Origin of the sequence: Micrococcus sp. CH7 (assembly GCF_001595485.1) — a bacterium.
In the GTDB taxonomy this organism is placed as follows: domain Bacteria; phylum Actinomycetota; class Actinomycetes; order Actinomycetales; family Micrococcaceae; genus Micrococcus; species Micrococcus luteus.
In genome coordinates this window covers 26,396-50,653 of record NZ_LOSQ01000001.1, presented here as the reverse complement: position 1 = coordinate 50,653, position 24,258 = coordinate 26,396, and the positions used below count along the sequence as shown (strand labels likewise).

Genomic DNA, 24,258 nt, shown 5'->3' with positions numbered 1-24,258 from the left:
TCAGCCCTCCGGCGCGAAGATCGCGTCGACCACCTGTTGCGCCCACTCGAGCAACGGGACGTCCACGAGGTCCTGACCCATGACCGGCTTGGTCTTGGGACGCGGGATGAGGACGCCGTTCAGGGCCGGCTTGACCTGGGCGCCCTTGTACATGCGGGTCAGGCGCATCTGACGGGACTCCGGCAGGTCCGCGGCGGGGCCGAACTTCACGTTCTGCCCCAGCAGCATCACCTCGGTGACGCCCGCGGCCCGCGCCCGGTTGCGGAACCGGGCGACGGCGACGAGCGCCTCCACCGGCTCCGGCAGCGGGCCGTAGCGGTCCTTGAGCTCCTCCACCACGGCGTCCACGGCGGCGTCGTCCGCGGCCTGGGCGAGGTTGCGGTACATCTCCAGGCGCAGCCGCTCCCCCGGCACGTAGTCGTGCGGCAGATGGGCGTTGACCGGCAGCTCCACCTTCACCTCGGCGGGCGCGGTGTCCTCCTCGCCCTTGAAGTCGGCCACGGCCTCGCCCACCATCCGTAGGTAGAGGTCGAAGCCCACGCCGGCGATGTGGCCGGACTGCTCCCCGCCCAGCAGGTTGCCGGCGCCGCGGATCTCCAAGTCCTTCATGGCCAGCTGCATGCCCGCGCCGAGCTCGTTGTGGGTGGCCACGGCCTTGAGGCGTTCGAGGGCCACCTCGCCGAGGGGCTTCTGCGGGTCGTACAGGAAGTGCTCGTACGCCCGCTCGCGGCCACGGCCCACGCGGCCGCGCAGCTGGTGCAGCTGCGAGAGGCCGTAGCGGTGGGCGTCCTCCACGATCAGGGTGTTGGCGTTGGCGATGTCCAGGCCGGTCTCGATGATCGTGGTGGAGACGAGCACGTCGAACTTCCGCTCCCAGAAGTCCACCATGATCTGCTCGAGCCGGGCCTCGCTCATCTTGCCGTGGGCGACGGCGATCCGCGCCTCCGGCACCAGCTCGGCGATGCGCTTGGCCACCTTGTCGATGGTGGTGACGCGGTTGTGCACGTAGAACACCTGGCCCTCGCGCATCAGCTCGCGGCGGATGGCCGCGGTGACCTGCTGGTCCGAGTACGGGCCCACCGAGGTGAGCACCGGGTGGCGCTCCTCCGGGGCGGTGGCCAGCGTGGATGTCTCGCGGATGCCGGTGAGGGACATCTCGAGGGTGCGCGGGATGGGCGTGGCGGACATGGCGAGCACGTCCACGTTGGTGCGCATCTTCTTCAGCGCCTCCTTGTGCTCGACGCCGAAGCGCTGCTCCTCGTCCACGATCACCAGGCCCAGGTCCTTGAACTGCACCTGGTCGGAGAGCAGCCGGTGGGTGCCGATCACCACGTCCACCTCACCGTGCGCGAGCCCCTCGACGACCTCCTTGGACTCCTTGGCGGTCTGGAACCGGGAGAGCGCGGCCACCTTCACGGGGAAGCCGGCGAACCGGTCGGAGAACGTCTGGTGGTGCTGGCGGGCGAGCAGCGTCGTCGGGACGAGCACGGCCACCTGCTTGCCGTCCTGCACCGCCTTGAACGCGGCGCGCACGGCCACCTCGGTCTTGCCGAAGCCGACGTCGCCGGAGACGAGCCGGTCCATGGGGACGGCCGCCTCCATGTCCTTCTTGACGTCCTCGATGGTGGTCAGCTGGTCCGGCGTCTCGATGAACGGGAACGCCTCCTCCAGCTCGCCCTGCCACGGGGTGTCCGGGGCGAACGCGTGGCCGCGCGAGGCCATGCGGGCCGAGTACAGACGGATGAGCTCGCCGGCGATCTCGCGGGTGGCGCGCTTGGCCTTGGACTTGGTCTGCGCCCAGTCCGAGCCGCCCATCTTGGACAGCGACGGCGTCTCCCCGCCCACGTAGGTGGAGATCAGGTCGAGCTGGTCGGTGGGCACGAACAGCCGGTCGCCGGGGGCGCCGCGCTTCGAGGGCGCGTACTCCAGCACGAGGTACTCGCGGTAGGACTCCTCGGCGCCGGGGGCGGTGCGCGGGCCGCCGGTGACCTTGCGACGCTGCAGCTCCACGAAGCGGGCGATGCCGTGCTGGGAGTGCACCACGTGGTCGCCGGGCTGCAGGGTCAGCGGGTCGACGGCGTTGCGCCGCTTCCGGGCCAGCCGCGCCCCGGGGGCGCGCGTGCCCGCGGTGCGGTGCCGGCCGAAGAGGTCGTGCTCCGTGATCAGGGCGATCTGCGCGTCCGGGATCGTGAAGCCGGAGCCGACGGGCGCCGTCGCGATGGAGACCCGCCCCGGGGCGAGGTCGGCGGGCAGGGGCCCGTCCACCACGGAGGCCGTGAGGCCGGCCTCCGCGTTGAGCTCGGCGAGACGGCGGGCGGAGCCGGGACCGTCGGTGAGGACCACGGCATGCCACCCCTCCGCGAGCCGGACGCGGGTGTGCGCGACCATGGCCTCGATGTCGCCCGAGAAGGTCTGCGCGACGCCGAGGGTGGCGCGCAGGGTGGCGGCGTCGGGCAGCAGCTCGGCGTCCGAGACCAGCGCGGTGACGGACCAGAACCCCTGGTCCTGCTCGAGCGCGGCCGCGCGGAGTTCGGCCACCGTGAGGAAGCCGCCCGCGGCGGACTGGTCCGCCCCGGCCACGTCCACCGGGGCGACCGCGCCCTGCGCGGCGCCGGCCCACGCGGCCTGGAGGAACTCCTCGTTGGTGGCCAGCAGGTCGTCGGCGCGGCCGCGCAGGCGCTCGGGCTCCACGAGGACGGTCAGCGACCCGGTGGGCAGCATGCGGGGCAGCGACGTCATGGCCTCGGCCAGCAGCGGGGAGAGGGACTCCATGCCCTCCACGGCCACGCCCTCGGCGATCCGGTCCAGCATGTCCGCGGCGGCGGGCATGGCCGGGATCAGCTCCTTCGCGCGCCGGCGCACGTGGTCCGTGATCAGCAGCTCGCGGCACGGGGGCGCGTACAGCTCGGAGGGGTGGCCCGAGCCGTCCTCCGTGGTGTCCTCGAGGGAGCGCTGGTCCGCCACGGAGAACCAGCGCATCTGCTCCACCTCGTCGCCGAAGAACTCGATGCGCACGGGGTAGTCCTCGGTGGGCGGGAACACGTCGATCAGCCCGCCGCGCACGGCGAACTCGCCGCGGCGGCTGACCATGTCCACGCGCGAGTAGGCGGCGTCCGCGAGCGCGGCCACCACGCCGTCGAAGTCCCGTTCCTCCCCCGTCCGCAGGGTCACGGGGCTCAGCTCGCCGAGCCCGGCCACGAGGGGCTGCAGCACGGCGCGCACGGGGGCGACGACGATCCGCAGCGGGCCCTCCGCGTGCTCCTCGGGGTGGGCGAGGCGGCGCAGCACGGCCAGGCGCGCGCCCACGGTGTCCGAGCGCGGGGACAGGCGCTCGTGGGGCAGCGTCTCCCAGGACGGGAACAGCGCGGCGGCACCGGCGGGGGCCCAGGCGGCCAGGTCGGTCACGAGGTCCTCGGCCTCGCGGGTGGTGGCGGTGACCACGAGGACGGCGGCGCGCTCGCCGTGGCCCTCGGCCAGCGCCTCGGCGAGGACGGTCAGCAGGGGCGCGCGGGCGCCGTCGGGCAGACCGATCTCGAGTTCGACGCCCCGGGACTCGAGCGGCCGGGAGGCGGAGGCGGCGGCCGCCTCGAGCGCGCGTTCGGCGCGCAGGCGCGGCAGCAGCGGGGCGAGGACGGGGGTGGTCTCGGGGGCGCTCATGCGCGGACCTCCGGGGTGGCGGCGGGCAGTTCGGTGGTCATGATCTCCCGGATCTCTTCGAGGAAGGCAAGGACGTCGTCGGCGCCGCCCACCGGGCCGCCGGCGGTGAGCCGGTCCGTGCCGAGCAGCACCGCGGTGGGGAACGAGTGCAGGCCGAGGGCCTGCGAGGCGGCGCCGGCCGGGTCGGCGAGCACGAGCGACGCGTCGACGGCGCCGCTGTGGATCGCCCCCTCGGCGCCGGGGGCGCGCTGGGGCATGAGGACCCGCAGCCGCACCGGCCCGAGCGCGTCCTTGAACTCGTCCAGCCGCTCGATCACCCGCGTGCAGGAGCCGCACCCCGTGGACAGGCGCAGGGCCACCACGGCCCCGTCCGCGACCAGCCGGTGCAGACCCGTGTACGCGCCGTCCGCGACCACGACGGCGTCCGGGAACGGGTGGCGTTCGGGCTCGGCGCCGTCGGCCGGGTCGAGGGCGGCCGGGGCCTCGGGCGTGGGCGTCGCCGGGGCGGCGTCGGGCGTGGCCGGGACGGACTCGCGGCCGGCCAGGAACGCGGCGGTCGCGAGCAGCACGGACACGAGCAGGGCCCACGCCCACGCCCCGGCGCCGAAGGCGGTGAGCGGCTGCCAGGCCAGGCCCGCGCCGTGCACCGCCAGCGAGACGATCCCCTCGGCCAGGGCCAGGACGGCGAGGACCAGGAAGACGACGTTGCGGACCACGGTGGTGCGGGAGATCGGGGCGGCCGAGGCCTCGCCGAAGCAGCCGCACGAGACGCCGTCGTCCTGGGCCCGGACCACGAGCGCGAGGAAGGCGGCGAAGAGGGCCACGGCCACCAGGCCGACGACCGGACGCAGCAGGGTGAAGGGCTGCAGGAGAGCGGCGGCGAGCAGCAGCTCGAGCCAGGGGAACGCGCGCGCCAGGGCGGGGGCCGCGAACGGACGGGGCACCCTGAGTCGGGTGAACGTGGCCTGCACGTCCTCGCCGGAACGGAGCTTCGCCGTCCCGCTCAGGAGCATGATGAGGGCCACGGCCCAGAGTGCCGACATGGCGGACACACCTTCCAGGGGGTTCACGAGGGGTCGCGCGGCCGGTCCCGGCGCCGTGCACGGGACCCGGGTCGCGGAGGCCAGCATATAAGGTGAGGGATGGACGCCCATCGCCGTCGGCGAACCGGTGCCGGCCCTCTCACGGCCCGCCGGGCGCGGCCCGACTTGACCCCGAGGAGACACCGTGGCCTTTTCCGCCCAGCAGTCCATCCCGCACCCGCCGGCGGCCGTGGCAGCCGCCCTGGCGTCCGAGGACTTCCACCGTTCCGTGGTCGAGTCCTTCGGCGGCTCCCTGGTCTCGTTCTCCGTGGAGGGCTCCCCGGAGGGAGCGATGACCGTCACCGCCGTGCGCTCCCTGCCCGCGGACCGGATCCCGGACCGTGTCCCGGACATGGCCCGCAAGCTCATCGGCTCCGCCCTCCAGGTGGAGCAGGTGGAGCGCTGGGACGCGCCCGCCGCGGACGGCTCCCGCGCCGGCACCACCACCATCACCGTTCCCTCCGCCAAGACGACGGCGGACGGCGCCCTCCGCCTGACCGCCGCCGGTGAGGGTTCCCAGTTCTCCGTGGACGGCACCCTCGTCTGCCGGATCCCGCTGGTGGGCTCGAAGCTCGCCGCGAAGGCCGAGCCGATGGTCGGCAAGCTCGTCAATCACCAGGCCCGGGCGCTGTCCTCGTGGCTCGAGCGTGACGGCGGAGCCGCGCGCGGTTGATCTCGTTCTCCCGTCGCCCGGCGCTGTCGAGCTCGGCTCCGCCTGCCCGGCGGGGGCGCCGGGCCCTCCCCTCGCCGGACGCCGTGCTCATCGTGTGCACCGGCAACGTGTGCCGCTCGGCCTATGCGAGCCGGGCCCTGCAGGGCCGGCTGGCGGCTCTGGTCCCCGGCCGGGTGGAGGTCGGCAGCGCCGGCTCCCAGCCGAACCAGGCCCTGACGGTGCCGCCGCCGCTCGTGCGGCTCGGCGCCGAGGCCGGCGTCACCGGGCTGGAAGGCCACCGTCCCGCCGCGTTGCAGCCGTTCATGGTGGCGGAGGCGGATCTCGTGTTGGCCGCGGCTCAGGACCACATGCGCTTCGCACTCCAAGAAGTGCCGCAGGCCGTCGCGCGGGTGTTCACCGTGCTGGAGCTCGCGGCGCTGGTCCGCGCGATGGACCAGCGGGACGGGCGGGACTGGATCCCCGCCGGTCGCGGAGTGCGTGCCTTCGCCGCCGAGGCGGCCCGCCACCGGGCCCTCGCGCGGTCGACCGCCCAGCCCCTCGACGTCGTGGACCCGTTCCGCGGGCCGGTGGAGGGGTACGCGGAGATGATCCAGATCATGGATCCCGCCCTGGAGACCATCGCGGACGCTCTGGCCCGTGCCGTGACCCCGGCCCCCTGAGCGTGGGGCTGAGCCCCCGTCGAGGATGTCGCGGGGCGGGAGGTCAGTGGAACGCCTGCTGGGCGGGCTCGAGACCGTCCGTGACGAGCTTCTCGACGGCGTCCGCCGCGCGGTCCACGTGCAGCGGCAGGACGTCCTGCTCGGGCTTGGTGAAGGGGCGCAGCACGAAGTCAGCCACGTCCATGCGGCCCGGGGGGCGGCCGATGCCGACGCGCACGCGGGCGTAGTCCTTCGTGCCGAGCGAGGCGGTGATGGACTTCAGGCCGTTGTGGCCGCCCTCTCCCCCGCCGCGCTTGAGACGCAGGGTGTCGAACGGGATGTCCAGCTCGTCATGGACCACCACGAGGTCCTCGGGGCCGATCCCGTAGAAGGACGCCAGCGCGGAGACGGGGCGTCCGGAGACGTTCATGTAGCCGGTGGACTTCGCGAGCACGACCCGCGGTCCCCCGATGCCGAGGCGACCCGTGGCCACCACGGCGCCGGCCCGGTGGCGGGTGAACCCGACCCCCATGCGGGAGGCGAGCTCATCCGCCACCATCTGGCCGACGTTGTGACGGGTGCGCTCGTACTCGGGCCCGGGATTGCCGAGCCCGACGATGAGCGTGGTCCCCGTCGTCATGGCGTGATCAGTCCTCGGAGCCCTCGGACTCGCCCTCGGCAGACTCGGCGGCCTGCTCCTCCTGCACGGACTCGTCGCCGAGGTCCTGCTCGAGGACCTCGTTGACGGTGGCGATGGCGATGTCGTCCTCGAGCTGCAGCGTGGCGCCGGCGGGGACCTGCACGTCCGTGGCGTACACATGGTCGCCGGCCTCGCGGCCCTCGATGGAGATGGTGACGGCCTCGGGCAGGTCGGTGGCCTCGGCCTCGACCGGCACGGTGACGTAGTCCAGCACGTACTCGTTGCCGGGGGCGACCTCGCCCTCGACCTGCACGGTGACCTCGACGACGACCTTCTCGCCGCGACGGACCGCGATGAGGTCCAGGTGGTCCACGGTGTCCTTGATGGCGTGGCGCTGGATGTCCTTGGGCAGGACCAGGTGCTCCTCGCCGGCCTCGTTCACGACGGTGAGCAGGGCGTTGGGGTTCCGGACGGCCAGGGTGGTCTCCTGGGCCGGCAGCAGCAGGTGCACGGGCTCCTGGCCGTGGCCGTAGACGACGGCGGGGATCAGGCCGGCGCGGCGGGCCTGGCGGGCGGCGCCCTTGCCGAAGTCGGTGCGGCGGGTGACCTTGATCTTGAGCTGGTCAGACATGATGCGTCCTCCTGTGGGGGTCTCGGCCGCGCAGCCGGGGGCGGCGCGGGATGCGGCCAGGAGGGGGCTTCAGTGCCGCAGCGGGTCAGCATGCTGACGCGCGGCGGCGGCCTCGTCGATCACGGAGCGCACGCTCCCTCGCCTGGGCAACCCGGACAGGATAGCACCGGTGGTGCTCGACGCGTTCAGCGGCCCGCGCGTCGGGACCGCTCGATGATGCGGTCCAGCTTGCGGCGGTGGGCCCGGTCCTTCGCGGGGGCGCCATGGTCCTCCTCGTCCTCCTGGGCGCTCAGCAGGAGTCCGCAACCGAGCACGATGGCGCCGAAGATCGTGATGAACACCTCCCCCAGCTGGAGCGAGGCCACGAGGATGATGAGGGCGGCCGCTTCGACGGCGACACGGGAAGGCGAGCGGTGCGTCCGGGCGAAGGGCCGCAGGCACAGCCAGAGGTAGGCGCCGACCACCACGACCAGGAACGGCCAGCCGCCCTCCACGAGGAGCCCCAGGTAGGAGTTGTGGAAGAACATGGACACGTGGTCCAGGTCCACGAATGCCGTGGAGAGGCCCTGGCCGAAGAAGGACGTCTCCGCCACCTTCTCCACGGACGCCGCCTGGATCTGCGCCCGGAACCAGTCCGTGCCCGTGCGGTCTCCGAAGATGCCGAGGTCGGCCAGGTTCTCCTCGGCCCAGCTGACGAACCAACCCATGACGACCCCCAGTGCGATCCGCAGGACCCGCCCCAGGTAGGGGCTCACGAGGATCCACACGACCGCGCAGAACAGCGCGGCCATCGAGGTCCGCGAGCCGGTGAGGAAGGTCAAGACGGAGCCGGCACCCAGCACGAGGAGTTTCGGGCCCATGCGTTGCATGGTGGCCACGAGCAGCACCGGCAGGAGCGCATAGAAGAGGCCGGAGACGTTCTTGTCCCCGAGGAAGCCGGTGAGGTAGCCCCCGTAGGCGTCCGGGACCAGGCCCGCGTAGAAGAGGGGCACGTTGATCAGTGCACCGGCCGTCATCCCGTAGAGGACGCCCTTGATGTCGATCCTCTCGCTGGCGATGGCGTAGATCAGCAGGATCAGGAGCGTGATCCTCGTGGCGCGACGCGTGGGGTCGAGGTCGTTGTGCACGGTCACCGCGACGAGATACGCCACCAGGGCCAGTGCGACGAGGGCCAGCACGCCGTAGTGGGAGAGGTCCCGGCGGGGCTCTCGGAACGAGGCGAGGAGCAGCAGAAGGATCGCGGAGAACTCTGCGAACGGGATCGGCAGGCCGGGAGCGCTGAACGCCTCCACCACCAGGCCGGTGGCCAGCACGGCCTCGAACAGCCGCGGTGAGGCCGACGTGACCAGCGGGTTCCACGGAGAGCGGGTCCACGCGGCCTGACCGTCCTCGACGAGGCCGAGCGAGGCGTGGCGCCTGGCCGGCCGGGCCTCGGGTGGCGCGACGGCCCCCATAGCGCGGGCAGCCGTCCGGTTATGGGGCGTGCTCGAGCGCATGGTGCGGAACCTTTCATGGACGCCGGGCGATACGCGGCTCAGCGTAGCGCGGTGGCGGGCGTCGTCCCCGGGTCCTCAGACCGTGCGGCGGGTCTTGATACCGTGGACCTGTGCGTTTCCTGGCCACAACGGCCCGCGCATCCCCGTCCATGACCCCCGAGGTGCTCCGTGACGATCGTCGACTTCTTCCGCCTGCTGCGCGCCAACCTCCTCCTGCTGCTGGCGGCCGCCCTCGTGGGGGGTCTGCTGGGCTGGGGCTACTCCGCGCTGCAGCCCCGGATCTACGCGTCCGAATCTCAGGGGCTCCTCGCCGCGCGGAACGCGGATCAGAGCCTCATCGCCGGCAACGGACCCGCCGAGAGCCGGGCTCAGGCCTACGTCGCCCTGATCAACAGCCAGGCCGTGCGTGAACGCGTGGCACAGGACACGGGGCAGGACGGCGACGGCTCGCTCTCCGCGGCGCTCGTCCCCGGGTCCAGCATGATCAAGGTGACCGCCACCTCGACGGATCCCGAGACCGCCGCGCAGCTCGCGAACAGCGCCCTGCAGGCGACGGCGGACGTGGCGGCGGAGGTGGACAAGAACAGCCCCCTGGAGGTCGTGCCCCTGTCGGACGCCCGCGTGCCCTCTGCTCCCGTGAGCCCTGACACCCGGCGCAACGTCCTCGTGGGCGTCGTGGCCGGACTGGGTGCGGGACTCGCCATCGCGGTGCTCCGTCGTCTCCTCGATGTGAAGGTGCGCAGCCGCGCCGACGTGAAGGAGGTCACCGGCGCCGGCGTGATCGGCGCCGTCCCGGAGAACGCCTCCCTGACCCGCACAGGCGAGGAGGCCGTAGACCTCGACCCCCGGGCCGGCGAGGCCATCCGGGCGCTGCGCACCAACCTCAAGTTCGTCTCCGTCGACGAGCCGCCGCGCGTCGTCTCGTTCACGAGCGCGGACCCCTCCGAGGGCAAGTCGACCATCGCCTCGAATCTGGCCCGCGCCCTGGCCCTGGCCGGCGAACGGGTGCTCGTGGTGGACGCCGACCTGCGGCGCCCCCGGCAGCACGACCTCTTCCAGGTGGCGGGCGACGTGGGCCTGTCCGAGGTGCTGGCCGGTGAGGTGCAGCCGGACGACGCCCTCGCGGCCACCGGCATCCCGAACCTCACGCTGCTCCCCGCCGGCCGGACGCCCCCGAACCCGTCGGAGCTGCTGGGCTCGAAGCGCATGCGGGCCCTGCTGAAGCTGGCATCGGAGGACTTCTTCGTCATCGTCGACTCCCCTCCCCTGCTGCCCGTCACGGACGGCTCCCTCCTGGCCACGGCCGTGGACGGGACTGTGCTCGTGGTGCGTCAGGGGCGGACCCGCAAGGACCACCTGGAGGCGGCTGTGGAGAATCTCGCCGCGGTGGACGCGCATCTGCTGGGCGTCGTCATGAACGGCGTCGCGCGCTCCCAGCGCGGCGGCGGCTACTCCTATGGCTACGGGTACGAGAGCACGTACCACAAGTCCTACGAGAAGTACCTGTCGAGCGTCGGCTCGTCCGCGAGGAAGGGGCGGCGTTCACGCCGCAAGGCCCGCACGCGCAGCTGATCGCCCCCACGCACGAAGCCCCCGCCGAAGCCGGCGGGGGCTTCGTCGTGCGAGACGCGGTCAGCGCCTCAGGTACGTCCGCAGGCGTTCGCGCTGGTCCGGGGCGGTGTAGCCGACGGCGGCCAGGGGCCCGAGGTCGAGGGCGCTGTTGGTCGGCCGCGGGGCCACGCCCTCCTTGCCGGCCAGGTACGCGGCGGTGGTCGTGGCGGAGACGCGCGCGGCGTCGTGGCCGGTGTCCTCGAAGACCCAGCGGGCGACGTCGTGCCAGGTGACCACGTCACCGCTGTTGGTCATGTGGAACGTGCCCGTGGGCGCGTCCGTGGTGACCAGGTGCAGCAGGGCGTCGGCGAGGTCGTCCGCGAAGGTGAGACGGCCGTGCTGGTCCGCGACCACGGCCGGGTCGATCCCGCGCTCGGCGAGGGAGGCCATGGTGGCCACGAAGTTCTTCCCCTCCCCGATCACCCAGGACGTGCGGACGATCCAATGCCGCGGCACGGTGCGCACCGTGGCCTCGCCGGCGGCCTTCGACTGGCCGTACACGCCCAGCGGCGCGAGCGGGTGGTCCACCGGGTGCTCCTGCCCCACGGGGAGGGCGCCGTCGAACACGTAGTCCGTGGAGACGTGGGCCAGGGGGACGCCGGCCTCGGTGCAGCGGCGGGCCAGCTCGGCGACGGCGGTCGCGTTGACGGCCCAGGCCTGGGCCCGGCCCTCGGGCGTCTCGGCGGCGTCCACCGCGGTCATGGCGGACGCGTTGACCACGGCGCGCAGGCCGCGGAAGTGCTCCCGCGGCCACGAGGCCGGATCGGTCATGTCCCAGGTGTCCCGGCCATGGGCCTCGACCGGGATCCCCGCGGCCTCGGCGCGGGCCACGAGGGCGCGGCCGAGCTGGCCGCCGGCGCCGAGCACGAGGATCGGGGCGGGCGGCATGGGAGTGACGTCCGCGAGCATCGGGTGGGCGCGGTCCTTGTCCGAGAGCTCGGCGTCCTCGAGCGGGATGGGCCAGGTGATGGCCGCCGTCGGGTCCGCGAGGTTGAGGAACGTGTACTGGCCCTGCGCGTCGGCGGACCAGTGGTCGTTCACCAGGTAGGTGTAGGCGGTGTCCGGCTCGAGCGTCTGGTAGGAGTTGCCCACCCCGCGCGGCACGAAGACGGCCTTCTCCGGGCCGAGCTCCACGGTGGCGACGGCGCCGAAGGACGGCCCCTCGCGCAGGTCCACCCAGGCGCCGAAGATCCGGCCGTGGGCGACGGCCACGTACTTGTCCCAGGGTTCGGCGTGGATGCCGCGCGTGGTGCCGACGGCGTCGTTGAAGGAGATGTTGTTCTGCACCGGGGCGAGCGAGGCCAGGCGGGGGTGCTCGGCGGCGAGGGCGCGGATCTTCTCCCGCTGCCAGTTCTCCTTGAACCAGCCGCGGTTGTCCCCGTGGACGTCGAGGTCGAGGACGAGCAGGCCGGGGATGGCGGTCTCGGTGATGTGCATCAGCGGTGTCCCCTCACTGACCCTGGGCGCGGTACGTGGCCTCGACGGCGGCCTTGGCCGGGCGCCACCAGGCCTCGTTCTCGCGGTACCAGCGGACCGTGTCCGCCAGACCGGCCCGGATGTCCGTGAACTGCGGCTCCCAGCCGAGCTCGGTGCGCAGCGCGGTGTTGTCGATCGCGTAGCGCAGGTCGTGACCCGGACGGTCCGCCACCAGGTCGTAGTCGTCCGCAGGGCGGTCGAACAGCTCCAGGAGGATCTCCACGACCTCCCGGTTGTTCCGCTCCCCGTCCGCGCCGATCAGGTAGGTGCGCCCGATCTCGCCGCGCTCCAGGATGCGCAGCACGGCGGAGGAGTGGTCCTCGGTGTGGATCCAGTCCCGCACGTTCACCCCCTGACCGTAGAGGCGGGGGCGGACGCCGTCGATCAGGTTGGTGATCTGGCGCGGGATGAACTTCTCGATGTGCTGGTACGGCCCGTAGTTGTTGGAGCAGTTGCTCAGGGTGGCCTCCACGCCGAAGGAGCGCACCCACGCACGCACCAGGTGGTCCGAGCCGGCCTTGGAGGACGAATACGGGCTGGAGGGGTTGTAGGGGGTGGTCTCGGTGAACTTCGCCGGATCGTCGAGCTCGAGGTCGCCGTAGACCTCGTCTGTGGAGACGTGGTGGAACCGCTTGCCGTGCTTGCGGACCGCCTCCAGGAGAACGAAGGTTCCGACGATATTCGTCTGGATGAACGGCGAGGGATCGTTCAGCGAATTGTCGTTGTGGGACTCGGCCGCGTAGTGCACGACGGCGTCCGACTCGGCGACCAGGCGGTCCACCAGGGCCGTATCGCAGATGTCCCCGACCTCGAGAGTGACGCGGTCCTCGGGCAGGCCGGCGAGGTTCTCCCGGTTGCCGGCGTAGGTCAGCTTGTCCAGGACGACGACGTCGTGCCCGGTCTCGCGGACGACGTGGTGGACGAAGTTCGAGCCGATGAACCCGGCGCCGCCGGTGACGAGGAGGTGCATGGGGTCAGGTTACAGACGTGGCAGGGGCGCCCGCCTGACCTGCGGGTTGCCCAGGAAGTAGAGTTCCATGCAGGCCCAGAACGCCACCCTGCGCCGCGGACAGACCCAGGAAGGGGCCATGACTGTTCCAGAGCTCACCGTCATCATTCCGTGCCATCGCAGTGGGCCCCGGCTCGACCTGCAACTTCGAGCGTTGAACGAACAGGTGGACCCACCCGCCTTCGAGGTGGTGCTCTGCGACAACGGTGGCAACGAGGATCTTCCGGATCGTCTGGCCGCCGCAGGCCCATTCCGTCACCCTATGCGGATCATCAAGGCCGACGAGCACCCCGGTGCCGCGTATGCCCGCAACCGAGGGCTGGCATCGACGACTGCCCCGCTGGTGGGATTCGTAGACGACGACGATCTCGTCCATCCGCATTGGGTGCGCCGCGCCGTCGAGGTTCTGGAGAACCATGCCGTAGTGAGCGGCGGTGTGGTTCTCCGCACCGACGACGAGCTGGATGGGCTGGACTACGGACGCCTTCTGGAGATCCTCGTCGCCGGCACGGGTCCCGTCCCTCCCGCGCCAGCCGGCAGGGGGTCCATGGGGCCGGCCCTGTTGGGAGGGAATTTCGTGGCGCGACGGGAAGCGGTCCTCCGCGTGCACGGGTTCGACGCGGCATTGGTCCGCGGCGCGGAGGACAACGACCTTGCGTATCGCCTCACCCACGCGGGATACACGATCATGGACTACGGAGCCATGAGCATCTTGTACTGCGTGCCGGGGCCCGGACGCTCTCGGCTGAAGAAGCGCTTCCGCGCTGGGTCGGCCTTGGCCCAGGCCGTGGCAGCTCGCGGAGCATGGACCGAGACGGCGGAACTACGCCGTCCCCCGATGGGTGAGCTGGCGCGCAGCCTCGGAGGGCTCGCCCGCATGGCCCTCGGCCTGACCGAGCGGGACGTCGACGGCGCCCTCACTCGCGCCTCGACCGCCGTCGGCCTGAGCGAGGGATGGGTGCGATATCGTCTTCTCCGCCGACCCGCGGACACCCTGATCGGGCTCGGGCTCGAGGAGTCCGCGTGAGAGGTGGTGCGACGGCGGCGCCTCCTAGCCGCCGAACAGTCATGATCTCCCCGCTCATCCCCGCGATCGGATCGCAGGAATCGGCCGGCGAGAAGCTGGCCCTCGAGGTTGTCAATACGCTCGCGACACGAGGGCCGGTCACGGTCATCTCCCGAGACGGGGGTGCGAACCGGCGCGCCATCGCACGCGGAGTCGATGTCGACCATCTGCTGACGCGGGAGGACCGCACCCCGAACAGGGCCGACCGCCTCCGGGCGGCGGCCCGCCTCCAGCCGCCCGTCAGCCACGCGGTCCTGCCGAGCCATCGGGACCTGCTCACCGCAGCGGACCTCATCGATCTCCAGTGGGAGGAGTCCGGCCTCCTCGCACCCGCCCTGCGCCGTCTCGCCCCTCAAGCCCAGGTGGTCGTCACGCTGCATGACGTGCTGTCCCAGCGCTTCAGCCGCCATGCCCGCAGTCTTCCTTCTGCGGCCCGCCGCGCCGCCTGGTCAGCGCGGGCCGCGATGGCCCGGGCAGCGGAGCGCCGGATCCTTCGGTACGCGGACGACGTGATCGTGCTCAGCGAGAAGGACCGCGACCTCCTCCCATCCCCGCGGGGCCGAGCGCGCGTCCATGTGATCCCGCCCCCCATCCCGGGCGAGCTCCGTCCCCCACGCGACACAGACTCGAGCCGGCCCCCGACGTTGCTCTTCGTCGGGTACATGGCCCGGTGGGAGAACCAGGACGCCGTGCGCTGGTTCACGGACGAAGTGCTCCCCGGCGTGCGTCGCTCCCGACCGGACGCGCGGGTCGTGGTGGCCGGCGGGGGAATTCCAGAGGCCCTGGCCGCCCATCTGAACGAGTGCGGCGTCGAGACGCCGGGCTTCGTGGAGGATCTTGACGCTCTGTATCGCGACTGCACGGCGGTGATCGCACCATTACGCCTGGGAGCGGGAGTGAAGTTCAAGGTCGTGGAAGCGATGATCCGGGGTATCCCGACCGTGACGACATCCGTCGGGCACGAAGGCATCGAACCCAGGGACGGGACCATGGTGGCAGACGATCCTGCTGCATTCGCCGAGGCGACGCTCTCCCTGCTGGCCGATGTCGGCGCCGCCGACCAGGCAGCGCGAGCGGGAGCTTCTCACGTCGCCGATCAGTATGGCCCCATCGCCTTCCGCCGCCGACTCTTCGAGGTGTACCGCTGAACTTCTGCCCTCTGCCGACCGTATGGGCCGCCCTTTCCCGACGGGTCAGGCTACGGCCCACCCCCGACGCCGGATGGCTCCATCCACCTGCTTCCACATATGGGTGTAGGTGAAATGCCCCGTTGCCAAGGTGGCGGCGTTGTGGCCCAGACGACGGCGTCTCTCCGGATCAGTGGAAAGCTCGGTGAGCACCCTCTTCCATCCCTGCACGTCACCCGGCTGCACGAAGACGGCGGTGTCATCTGTGAAGTACTCCCTCATCGCCGGCGTGTCCGTCAGGACCAGACACGCTCCCGTCCCCGCAGCCTCGAGAGCGACCGTCTGGCCGCTCGGGTAGGCCATGACGTGGGTGGGGATCGCCACCACAGCGGCAGAGGCGACGACCTCGCGGTACCGCTCGAACGGCACGCGTCCGTGGAAGACGACCTCTGAAGGCGGCTCGGCACCATCCAGGTACCCGTCGCCGGTGTACATGTGGAGCTTCAGTCCCGAACCCCTCACGCTCTCGACGAGTGTGGGGAAGTCTCGTCCGCGGTCGACCCCGACGGAGACGATGCCCTGACGATTTTCGAATGAGGCGACCGGAAACTGCCCCGGGTTATAACCGAAACTGACGGCCTCGACCCTTTTTCTGTCGAAACCCGCCTCGACCAGGATTTCCACCTGATTCCGCGAGAGCACGATGATCAAATCCACCCCGCTGTACGCCGCCACCACACCTGACCGCTGCGCGGTGGGCATCCGCTGGAGTTCATCCGCAAGCCAGCAAGCGATCATGACGAGAGGCCTCCCGGCGTAAGGCGCCACGCCGCGACGCTTGGCCCAGGAGGCCGCGAGTGCCTCCTTCTCCAGGAAGGCGAGAACCAGGTCGGAGCGCCAGGCCTTCCAGATCGACCGGACGGCCTTGTCCATCGGTCGCCCAGATCTGTGCTCCACGACATCCCGGACCTTCCGGTGAACACGATTCCCCGCTGGCCCGACTTCGACGAGGTCATAGCCGAACTGGCAGAGCTGGTCGATCCCGTAGGGGCCGTCCGCCGCCCGACCAGAGGTTAGGACCAGACAACGGGTGTTCACGGGTGCCTCCCGGGTGGCATCGCGGATGGGGAGCAGTTCCTTCGCAGACTCGACTAGGGACCGTCGGTGAAGAACTGGCCTCAGCGTACCTGCACCACCCCGCCCTAGGATGGGACTACCGACGATCCCGGGGCCTGATCCGGGTTAGTCATGACCATGAAGAAAATACTGCGCGAGCTACCCGACGTGATGGAGTCACCCCGTTCAGGCGGCGGGATGCAGCCCTCGCAACTGGGAGGCCGCTTGCCGCGACCACTCCCGAAGGGGCCACCCCCGTGGCTCGCGAATTCGGCCCCGATCGATTCCGTGCCCGCTTCCAGGAGGTGTACCGATGAAGCCCACCGTGAGCGTCATCATCCCGTGCTATAACGCCGAGGCATGGGTCACCAAGCAGGCGACCGCCGTCCTCGCTCAGCTCGATCCTTCGGACGAGCTGGTGCTCGTGGACAATCGCTCCACCGACGGCACCCCCGCACTGCTCGCTGAGGCGTCGGCTGCCGACCCGCGAGTGCGTGTCGTTGAGGCTACCGAGCGTCAGGGTGTCAATCATGCTCGCAATACCGGTCTCGCCGCAGCCGGCGGTGACATCCTCCTCATCTGCGACGCCGATGATGCCCTCCACCCGGGCTGGGTCGAAAGCTTCCGCCGCGTGTTGGCCGAGGATTACCTTGCCGGAGGGGCATCGACGCCTGTCGACGTCGATGGACGACGGCTTGGACCCGATCTTGGGCTCCTGCGGGTCTTTGGTGGCCCCCCCTATCCCTTGGGGGCCAATATGGGGATGACTCGTGTCGTTTACGAGACAGTGGGTGGATTCGACGAATCCTTCACCGGGGGACACGATGAAGCAGATTTCGCCTGGCGCGCCGCCGCGGCAGGGTTCCCCACGCAGTTCGTCCCCGAGGCACGCATCGACTATCGGCAGCGCTCTGATGCCCAGGGCCTCACCGCTCAGCGCCGCAACTACGCTCGCACCTCCATCCAGCTGTGGACCCGGCATCAGGCGGTTGCCGACCCACAGGGGGTGAGTTTCAAGGGCGCCCTACGGGGGGTCTTGACCTCACTCCCCCGGCTAGTGCGCTCCCGTCGCAACAAGGGCGCCACCCTGGAGGATGCGGCCGCCTGGGGATGGAACCTGGGCCTCCTGGAGGGCCACCTTCGATACCGGGTATTCGGTCGCCCACCCCAGGCACTCATCCCCCCAGCCATAAGGACGCCTACTTCCTGATATCGGCCGATCTCACGCGGGGGCGGTCCGCTCCTCGAACACGGATGAAGTCGAATCATCCCGCGCGGCGGGCTGCCCACGCCGTCCGTACCATCTCATCGAGGGAGTGACGGTTCCTCCAGTTGATGTCCCTCGCGGCGAGGGATCCATCTGCCACGATCCGCGCAGGGTCGCCCTTCCGGCGGGCCTCGACCTTCGGGGAGATGTCCCTCCCGGTTACGCGGGAGACAGCCTCCACGATCTGCCGCACTGAAGTTCCCTCCCCGGAGCCAAGGTTGTAAACCGGCGCAAGTTCAGCCTCCCGCCCCAATGCGAGGGCAGCCGAGACGTGAGACGCCGCTACATCCTGCACGTGCACGTAGTCCCGCACACAGGTTCCGTCCGGGGTCGGGTAGTCGGTGCCGAAAATATGGGGTGACACCCCTCTTTCAATGGCGGCGAAGACCAATGGAAAGAGGTTGTGGGGACTCAGGTCTGAGATCGCGCAGGGTCCGCTGCCGACCACGTTGAAGTATCGGAGACTGGTGTGCCGGAGGCCAGTGGCTGATCCCTGGGCTGCGATCATCCACTCTCCGATCAGCTTGCTCTCTCCGTAGGGGGACTCAGGGGCCGTCGGCGTCTTCTCTGTCACGATTTCGACTGCAGGTGTTCCGTAAACGGCTGCCGAAGAGGAGAAGACGAGGGCATCTACCCCGCTTTCGCGCATTGCTTCCAGGACGCTCAAAGTCCCCTGCACGTTGGTCCGATAGGTATGGAGAGGCTCACGCATCGAGACTCCCGCGTACTTGAAACCCGCCACGTGCACCACGCCGCTTACGTCATACCCGCGCATGATTGCCGAGAGGGCAGGGGTGTCGAGGATGTTCTCCCGAACGAGCGGGACGTCGGACGGCACGAATCGCGCACGCCCCGTAGAGAGGTCGTCCACAACGACGGCAGGAATCCCTGCTGCACGAAAGGCGTATGCCACATGCCCGCCGATGTATCCGGCCCCACCCGTGATCAACCAGGTCATTTTCTCCCACTCGTTTCATTCAGAGAAAGCCACCCATCAACGGTGTGCGACCTACCTCGTACTCTGGCGCCTCCCTGATTCTGCCGCCAGAGACCCAGGAAAGCCACTAGAGTCGGCGCTATGAAGGGCATCATCCTCGCCGGCGGCACCGGGTCGCGTCTGCACCCCATCACGCACGGCATCTCGAAGCAACTGGTCCCGGTGTACGACAAGCCGATGATCTACTACCCGCTCTCCACGCTCATCCTGGCGGGGATCAGCGACATCCTGGTGATCACCACCCCGCACGACGCGGAGCAGTTCCAGCGGCTCTTGGGGGACGGTTCCCAGTTCGGCGTGAGCCTCTCCTACGTCCAGCAGCCCTCACCGGACGGCCTCGCGCAGGCGTTCATCCTCGGCGACGAGCACATCGGCGACGACCGGGTGGCGCTCGTGCTCGGGGACAATATCTTCTACGGGCCCGGCATGGGCCAGCAGCTCCGCCGGCACACGGAGGTGGACGGAGCCACGGTCTTCGGCTATTGGGTGGCCGATCCCACCGCCTACGGCGTCGTGGAGTTCGATGAAGCCGGCAAGGCAGTGTCGCTGGAGGAGAAGCCCAGGGACCCCAAAAGCAACTACGCGGTCCCCGGCCTTTACTTCTACGACAACGACGTGGTGCAGATCGCGAAGAACCTCAAGCCCTCCCCCCGCGGCGAGCTGGAGATCACCGACGTCAACCGCGTGTACCTCGAGCGAGGCACGCTCAACGTCGAGGTCCTGCCCCGGGGCACAGCGTGGCTGGACACCGGGACGTTCCATGACCTCAACGACGCGTCCAATTTCATCCGCACGATCGAATCCCGTCAGGGCCTCAAAGTCGGCTCCCCCGAGGAGGTCGCCTGGCGCCAGGGGCTGCTCACCGATGAGGAACTGCGCCAGCGCGCCGAGCCCCTGGTGAAGTCCGGCTACGGCCGCTACCTGCTCGGCCTGCTCGACCGGGCAGATCCCATCGGCGGGGTCTCCCGCTGATCTTCACCGTCCCATCCGACTGTCCTCCTGAAGAGGTGTGAGATGACCCCCCGGATCTCCTTCGTGATCCCCACGTTCAACGACGACCCGGCTCATCTCCGCCAGGCGATCGCTTCGGCGGCGGCGCAATCCGTGCCGGCCGAAGAGATCATCGTGGTCGACGACGGGTCCACGCGGGCCGATCTGCTCGAGTTCCTAGGAACGACGGAGGAGAGGATCCAGGTCCTCCACCAGCCGAACGGCGGACCGTCAGCGGCTAGGAACGCGGGGATCACCCGTGCCACAGGGGACTGCATCATCACGCTGGACGGCGATGACTGGATGGACCCTCATTTCGCGGCGGAAGCAGTGCGTGTTCTCGAGGACCCGTCCGTGGAGATCGCCTTCCCGTCCACGCGGCACTTCGGCCGCGAGGAGTCCGTGCGCCATGTCAGCACGGACTACGTCCTCAAGGACTTCATGGAGATGAACAAGGTCCCCTCCGCCGCCATGTTCCGGCGAGGCCGCTGGGCAGAGGTCGGCGGCTACCTGGAGTCCCTGCGACACGGGATGGAAGACTACGAGTTCTGGGTACGGATCCTCCGCGACGGCGGAGTCGCCCGCCCCGTCCCCACCGCCCACCTGCATTACCGCGCGAAAGAGAATTCCCGCCTCGCCACCCTCGGGACGCATGCGGTGCGAGACACCCATCAGGCCATTGTGGAAGCGAACCCGCAGCACCACGCGATCCTCCTGGAGGCGGCTTTCCTCCGTCTGGAAGAGATGTACGCCCTCCACCTTGAATACCGCTCCTATGTGCACAAGTGGCAGGACCGATTCCGCCCCCTCATCCGTGCGAGGGACCTGGCAAAGAAGACTGTTCGGCGAACGCGCTAGGCATTTCGGCGATGAGTTCCTGCCCCCGGTCAGATCCGCGATACGCCCCCGGTCGCCCAGGCTAGGATTCGACGCATGGAGAACACCCCGCCCGTTCCTCCGCCGTCTGACGGACGTGTAGGGATCGTCATCCCGGTATACAACACCGGGGCCCTGGTGCTTGGGGCAGCCCACAGCGCCCGCGTTGCTCTGGGCAACACGGAGAACGTCGTCATCGTGGATGACGGGAGCAGAGATCCGGACACACTCGCTGTCCTCGACTCACTCCGCCAGGAAGGCTTCCACGTCATTCGGCAGTCCAATGGGGGGGTCAGTTCAGCCCGCAATACGGGCGTCCGACAGCTGGTGACGCCCTACGTCATCGCGCTGGACAGCGATGATGAGGTCATGCCCGAAGCGCCCCGTGCGATGGCGGAGATCCTCGACCGCCGAAGCGACGTCGCCATCGTCACGGGGGGCGCCTTCGAAGTGGTCGACGGACTCGAGCGTCTGAGCCCCCCGCCCCCTCGTCCTGTCACCCGAGTCGCCATGCTCGGCGGCTCCCTATTGGCGATGGCCTCGATGTTCCGGCGCTCCGGATGGGAAGCCGTAGGAGGCTTCCCGGAGGGTCTCTCGATGGGCGAGGACTGGGTCTTCTGGATGCGCCTTCTCCGTGCCGGCGGGAAAGCCGAGATCCTGGACACCCCTATCGCGCGTCGTCACCTCGGCGAACACCAGGTGACGCGCGGCTATATCGATCCCCGGCAGAGTGCCCGGGCTGCCGCGATGGTGCGCACCGAGAACCCCGACCTCTACGTGGGCCGCAAGGCCGAACTGATCGAGAGCCTCAACGCGGCGGAGCTCCAACTGGCCGCCTACCGCCACGCTTACCGCCATGTCGACCGACTCAAAGCCAGAATTCGCCGCGGCCTCGGACGTCACTGATTCATCCCGACATCGTTTCACCGTTCTACATTTCCGCTCAGAGGAGAGACATGTCCACGGTCAGTGTGATCATCCCCTGCCATCGCGAGGGGCCCTTCCTCCGGGAGACCGTGGACTCCGCGCTCAACCAGACCCATCAGGGGACCGACGTCATCGTGGTGGCCGACGGGGTGAGCGACCCGGAGACCAGGCTCGTTCTGGACGAGATCTCCACACAGGAGAGAGTCCAGGTGCTTCACAAGCACCAGGGCGGCGTCTCATCGGCCCGGAACGCGGGGATCCGCCAGTCGGACGCCGAGTACCTCATCTTCCTCGACGGCGACGATCGGCGCGATCCGAGCTTCGCCGAATCCGGGCTCGCGATCTTCCGCGACCACCCGGCCGCGTACATCGCGGGCGGTCAGACCCTCATGTTCGGGACCATCACCGGCCTCTACGGGCCGGAATTCAGTCTCGGCCAGTTCCTGAACGAGAGCCTTCTGCAGGTGGGCCAGATGGTGCGCCGAGAGGATGCCCTTCGCGCGGGCGGTTTCGACGAATCCCTGCGCCGCTATGAGGACCAGGACTTCTTCATGAAGATCCTGTCCCTCGCCCCGGATCCCCACCATGCTGTGGTCCAGGTGCCGCGTCCGCTCTACTACTACCGCAAGCATGACCAGTCTGAGACCGCCTCCGGGGACTACGCCGTGGACCTGCAGTGCCAGGCCACTGTCTTTTGCAACAACGCCCGGTTCATCGCGGAGCCCGCCGAAGAATTCATCGAGTGGCGCGTCGGCAAGGTGTCCATGCTGAACCATTTCCGTCACCGGTACGGGCGCATGGAGAACCGGATCTCCCGCCTCGGAGGGATCGTCCGGCGCCTTCGGCACCCCCGCTGACGCTGCGCGAGGCGTGGACTCCCGTCACGGGGTGATCCGCGCCAGCTCCTCATGGATCCGACGTGCGAAATCGCCCTCGGAGAACCGGGCGGCGTGCGCCCGCATGCGCGCAGGGTCCCAGGGGTGCGCCAGCGCCCGCGTGATGCCGCCGGCCACCGCCTCCACCGTCGGCTCGTCCACGAACACCCCGTTGACGCCGTCCACGATGGTGTCCAGATAGCCGCCCGCGCGCAGCGCCACGGTGGGCACGCCCCACGCGCTCGCTTCAAGCGGCGTGATCCCGAAGTCCTCGTGGCTCGCGGCGATCAGTGCCGTCGCGTGCGCGTACGCCCAGCGCAGCTGCGCGTCGGTGAGGTCCTGGCCGAACACGACGTCCTCCCCCGCCATCGCCCTCAGCCGGGCCTCCTCGGGGCCCTTGCCGATCACCACGAGCGGCCGCCCCGCGCGGGCCGCTGCCTCGATGGCGACGTCCACGTGCTTGTACGGCATGAGTCGCGCGACCGACAGCAGGAAGCCGTCCTCCGCCAGCCGCTCGGCACCGGGGATCGGCTCCTGCGGGCCATCCGTGCTCACGGAGTGCGGCGGGAACACGAGGTCCACGCCCTCGAGCCCGTAGACGTCTTCGATCCTCTTCTTCACTACCGTGGAGTTGGCCACATAGCGTGATCGGCGCCGGACGGCCGCGCGGTCCCACATCTGCAGGCCCGGCCGCAGCACGCGGGCGATCCGGCCCTTGATGCTGTTCCGACCGCCCTCGCCCAGGTAGTCATCCAGCAGGTAGACCCAGCGCGCCGGGGTGTGGCAGTAGACGAGCGTGGCGCCGTCGTAGCGGAATCCGTGCGCCCAGCCGGACGTCGAGACGACGGCGACCGGCTCCTTCACGTGCATCAGCGAGGAGGCCAGGGGCAGCAGCGGTAATGCTCTCCGCGGGTCCTTCCGCAGCAGCCCCACCCGGTTGAGGGGCGAGGTGATGATGTGCGCGTCCTTGAATTCGGGGAACGTGCCCTCGGGGTCGTAGAACGTCGTGTAGATGGGCGCGTCCGGCCACATCCGGTGCAGGGCGAGCACCACCCGTTCCGCCCCGCCCTTCTGGGTGAGGTAGTCGTGGGCGATGGCGATCGTTGCGGGGGTCTGTTCCGACATCGTGTCTCCTCAGATGGCCCGTTGCGCGCGGTGGGGACGGGCCCGTCCGGCCTCGGCGGCACCCTCCACCTGGAGGGCGATGAGTCGACGGGCGAGCCCCCGGGGCAGGTGGTCCGCGACGGCGTCGATCAGCGCACTGGAGCGCGTGAGCGTGGCTTCGGTGGCGCCCAACGCCACCAGGCGCACGGCAGCACCCCACACGCCTCGCGGAGCACCGATGGTGCCGAGCGGTGCCGCCCCGTGCTTGCTCACGAACAGGTTCCGCGCGGCCGTGCCGTGCAAGGCCCGCACCGCCTTCGAGTGCGTCGTCACGGCGGCAGCGTGGTGCCGGGTCTCCAGCTCGGGGCGGATCACCACGGGATAGCCTGCCGCGTGCAGCCGGTAGCCGTAGTCGATGTCCTCCCACCCGTACTGCCGGTAGTCCGGGTCGTAGCCGCCGATCTGCTCGTGCAGGGCACGGGGGACGGACACGTTGCCGGCCCAGTGCCGCCACTGCCGATCCGCTGGCAGCGCATACGCGTGCTCGCGGTGCAGGATGTCCTGGGCGTCACCGTAGGCGCGCTGATACGGGGTGGGCTCCAAGACGTTCACGTAGAGTCCGATCGCTCCGCCAGGCCCGCCCGCGTGCGCGGCCACGTGATCCCGGATGTAGTGGGGCCCGGGCTCCAGGTCGTCGTCGGCCCGGATGAGGATGCGGCCGGACGTCGCGTCGGCGCCGGCGTTGAGCGCGGCGACCCGTCCGCGGTTCTCGCCGAAGACGGTCCAGCTCAGGTCCAGGCCCGGATACTCCGCGGCCAACTGGGCGAGCACCGCTTCCGACCCGTCCACGTCCCCGTCCACGACCAAGTGGACCTCGAACGGCGGGGCGTCCTCCTGCGCGGCGAGGGCGCCGATCAGGCGCGGCAACCGCTGGGCGCCGCCTCGGCTGGGGACGATCACGCTGGCCTCGGGGGTCAGGGGCGTCTCGGTCATGAGTCCT

Annotated in this window: 21 protein-coding genes; 10 read left to right on the top strand and 11 right to left on the bottom strand. The window is 70.1% G+C overall.

Annotation, left to right across the window (positions count from 1 at the left end; all coding sequences use genetic code 11):
- Together mfd and AUV08_RS00210 are read right to left on the bottom strand one after the other, a co-directional pair.
- The gene (mfd, locus tag AUV08_RS00215; protein WP_061873025.1) at nt 1-3,657 is read right to left on the bottom strand and encodes a transcription-repair coupling factor; all 3,657 of its coding nucleotides are present in this window, start codon (nt 3,655-3,657) and stop codon (nt 1-3) included.
- A complete protein-coding gene (locus AUV08_RS00210) occupies nt 3,654-4,700 on the bottom strand; it encodes a MauE/DoxX family redox-associated membrane protein (RefSeq protein ID WP_061867407.1) in 1,047 nt (348 codons plus the stop codon). The genes mfd and AUV08_RS00210 overlap by 4 nt, the downstream gene beginning before the upstream one ends.
- A 184-nt stretch (nt 4,701-4,884) precedes the next feature.
- Here AUV08_RS00210 and AUV08_RS00205 point away from each other — a divergent pair, with 184 nt between their 5' ends.
- Together AUV08_RS00205 and AUV08_RS00200 are read left to right on the top strand one after the other, a co-directional pair.
- The gene (locus AUV08_RS00205; protein WP_061867408.1) at nt 4,885-5,412 is read left to right on the top strand and encodes a DUF2505 domain-containing protein; all 528 of its coding nucleotides are present in this window, start codon (nt 4,885-4,887) and stop codon (nt 5,410-5,412) included.
- Nucleotides 5,413-5,495: 83 nt separating this feature from the next.
- Entirely contained in the window at nt 5,496-6,071 is a 576-nt protein-coding gene (locus tag AUV08_RS00200; RefSeq protein WP_061867409.1) for a low molecular weight phosphatase family protein, read from the top strand.
- A gap of 43 nt (nt 6,072-6,114) precedes the next feature.
- On the opposite strand, the gene pth is transcribed toward AUV08_RS00200, so the two are convergent.
- From pth to AUV08_RS00185, 3 genes are all read right to left on the bottom strand, one after another.
- The gene (pth, locus tag AUV08_RS00195; RefSeq protein WP_010079281.1) at nt 6,115-6,690 is read right to left on the bottom strand and encodes an aminoacyl-tRNA hydrolase; all 576 of its coding nucleotides are present in this window, start codon (nt 6,688-6,690) and stop codon (nt 6,115-6,117) included.
- A 7-nt stretch (nt 6,691-6,697) separates the two neighbouring features.
- Nucleotides 6,698-7,321 carry a 50S ribosomal protein L25/general stress protein Ctc gene (locus AUV08_RS00190; protein ID WP_061867410.1) on the bottom strand — a complete coding sequence of 208 codons (624 nt, stop codon included), beginning with the start codon at nt 7,319-7,321 and terminating at the stop codon, nt 6,698-6,700.
- 185 nt (nt 7,322-7,506) lie between these two features.
- Nucleotides 7,507-8,817 (bottom strand): O-antigen ligase, encoded by a 1,311-nt coding sequence (locus tag AUV08_RS00185; RefSeq protein ID WP_231862090.1) that lies wholly within the window; start codon nt 8,815-8,817, stop codon nt 7,507-7,509.
- Nucleotides 8,818-8,985: 168 nt separating this feature from the next.
- Here AUV08_RS00185 and AUV08_RS00180 point away from each other — a divergent pair, with 168 nt between their 5' ends.
- A complete protein-coding gene (locus tag AUV08_RS00180; RefSeq protein WP_061867411.1) occupies nt 8,986-10,389 on the top strand; it encodes a polysaccharide biosynthesis tyrosine autokinase in 1,404 nt (467 codons plus the stop codon).
- A gap of 60 nt (nt 10,390-10,449) precedes the next feature.
- Here AUV08_RS00180 and AUV08_RS00175 read toward each other — a convergent pair whose 3' ends face one another.
- Both AUV08_RS00175 and rfbB read right to left on the bottom strand, forming a co-directional pair.
- Complete coding sequence (locus tag AUV08_RS00175; protein WP_061867412.1) at nt 10,450-11,865, bottom strand: bifunctional dTDP-4-dehydrorhamnose 3,5-epimerase family protein/NAD(P)-dependent oxidoreductase; 1,416 nt, start codon at nt 11,863-11,865, stop codon at nt 10,450-10,452.
- Between the two features lie 13 nt (nt 11,866-11,878).
- Nucleotides 11,879-12,874, bottom strand: coding sequence for a dTDP-glucose 4,6-dehydratase (gene rfbB / locus AUV08_RS00170; RefSeq protein ID WP_061867413.1), 996 nt, complete (start codon nt 12,872-12,874; stop codon nt 11,879-11,881).
- A gap of 67 nt (nt 12,875-12,941) precedes the next feature.
- Here rfbB and AUV08_RS00165 point away from each other — a divergent pair, with 67 nt between their 5' ends.
- Both AUV08_RS00165 and AUV08_RS00160 read left to right on the top strand, forming a co-directional pair.
- The gene (locus AUV08_RS00165) at nt 12,942-13,940 is read left to right on the top strand and encodes a glycosyltransferase family 2 protein (protein ID WP_061873024.1); all 999 of its coding nucleotides are present in this window, start codon (nt 12,942-12,944) and stop codon (nt 13,938-13,940) included.
- A gap of 41 nt (nt 13,941-13,981) precedes the next feature.
- The gene (locus tag AUV08_RS00160; protein WP_061867415.1) at nt 13,982-15,127 is read left to right on the top strand and encodes a glycosyltransferase; all 1,146 of its coding nucleotides are present in this window, start codon (nt 13,982-13,984) and stop codon (nt 15,125-15,127) included.
- A gap of 45 nt (nt 15,128-15,172) precedes the next feature.
- Here the strand turns inward: AUV08_RS00160 and AUV08_RS00155 are convergent, their stop codons facing one another.
- Nucleotides 15,173-16,204, bottom strand: coding sequence for a glycosyltransferase family 4 protein (locus AUV08_RS00155; RefSeq protein ID WP_143739764.1), 1,032 nt, complete (start codon nt 16,202-16,204; stop codon nt 15,173-15,175).
- A gap of 343 nt (nt 16,205-16,547) precedes the next feature.
- Between AUV08_RS00155 and AUV08_RS00150 the strand changes: the two genes are divergently transcribed.
- Nucleotides 16,548-17,432: a glycosyltransferase family A protein gene (locus AUV08_RS00150; protein WP_170079817.1), complete on the top strand. Its 885-nt coding sequence runs from the start codon at nt 16,548-16,550 to the stop codon at nt 17,430-17,432.
- 55 nt (nt 17,433-17,487) lie between these two features.
- On the opposite strand, the gene galE is transcribed toward AUV08_RS00150, so the two are convergent.
- Nucleotides 17,488-18,447 carry a UDP-glucose 4-epimerase GalE gene (galE, locus tag AUV08_RS00145; protein ID WP_061867418.1) on the bottom strand — a complete coding sequence of 320 codons (960 nt, stop codon included), beginning with the start codon at nt 18,445-18,447 and terminating at the stop codon, nt 17,488-17,490.
- 120 nt (nt 18,448-18,567) lie between these two features.
- Between galE and rfbA the strand changes: the two genes are divergently transcribed.
- The 4 genes from rfbA to AUV08_RS00125 all read left to right on the top strand — a co-directional run bounded on the left by rfbA (nt 18,568) and on the right by AUV08_RS00125 (nt 22,136).
- Entirely contained in the window at nt 18,568-19,458 is an 891-nt protein-coding gene (gene rfbA / locus AUV08_RS00140) for a glucose-1-phosphate thymidylyltransferase RfbA (RefSeq protein ID WP_061867419.1), read from the top strand.
- Between the two features lie 42 nt (nt 19,459-19,500).
- Complete coding sequence (locus tag AUV08_RS00135; protein ID WP_061867420.1) at nt 19,501-20,334, top strand: glycosyltransferase family A protein; 834 nt, start codon at nt 19,501-19,503, stop codon at nt 20,332-20,334.
- Nucleotides 20,335-20,409: 75 nt separating this feature from the next.
- Complete coding sequence (locus tag AUV08_RS00130) at nt 20,410-21,258, top strand: glycosyltransferase family A protein (RefSeq protein WP_061873023.1); 849 nt, start codon at nt 20,410-20,412, stop codon at nt 21,256-21,258.
- A gap of 50 nt (nt 21,259-21,308) precedes the next feature.
- A complete protein-coding gene (locus AUV08_RS00125; protein WP_061867422.1) occupies nt 21,309-22,136 on the top strand; it encodes a glycosyltransferase family A protein in 828 nt (275 codons plus the stop codon).
- A gap of 24 nt (nt 22,137-22,160) precedes the next feature.
- Here AUV08_RS00125 and AUV08_RS00120 read toward each other — a convergent pair whose 3' ends face one another.
- Together AUV08_RS00120 and AUV08_RS00115 are read right to left on the bottom strand one after the other, a co-directional pair.
- Nucleotides 22,161-23,279 (bottom strand): glycosyltransferase, encoded by a 1,119-nt coding sequence (locus AUV08_RS00120; protein ID WP_061867423.1) that lies wholly within the window; start codon nt 23,277-23,279, stop codon nt 22,161-22,163.
- A gap of 9 nt (nt 23,280-23,288) precedes the next feature.
- Entirely contained in the window at nt 23,289-24,251 is a 963-nt protein-coding gene (locus tag AUV08_RS00115; RefSeq protein ID WP_061873022.1) for a glycosyltransferase family 2 protein, read from the bottom strand.
- Nucleotides 24,252-24,258: the final 7 nt, after the last annotated feature.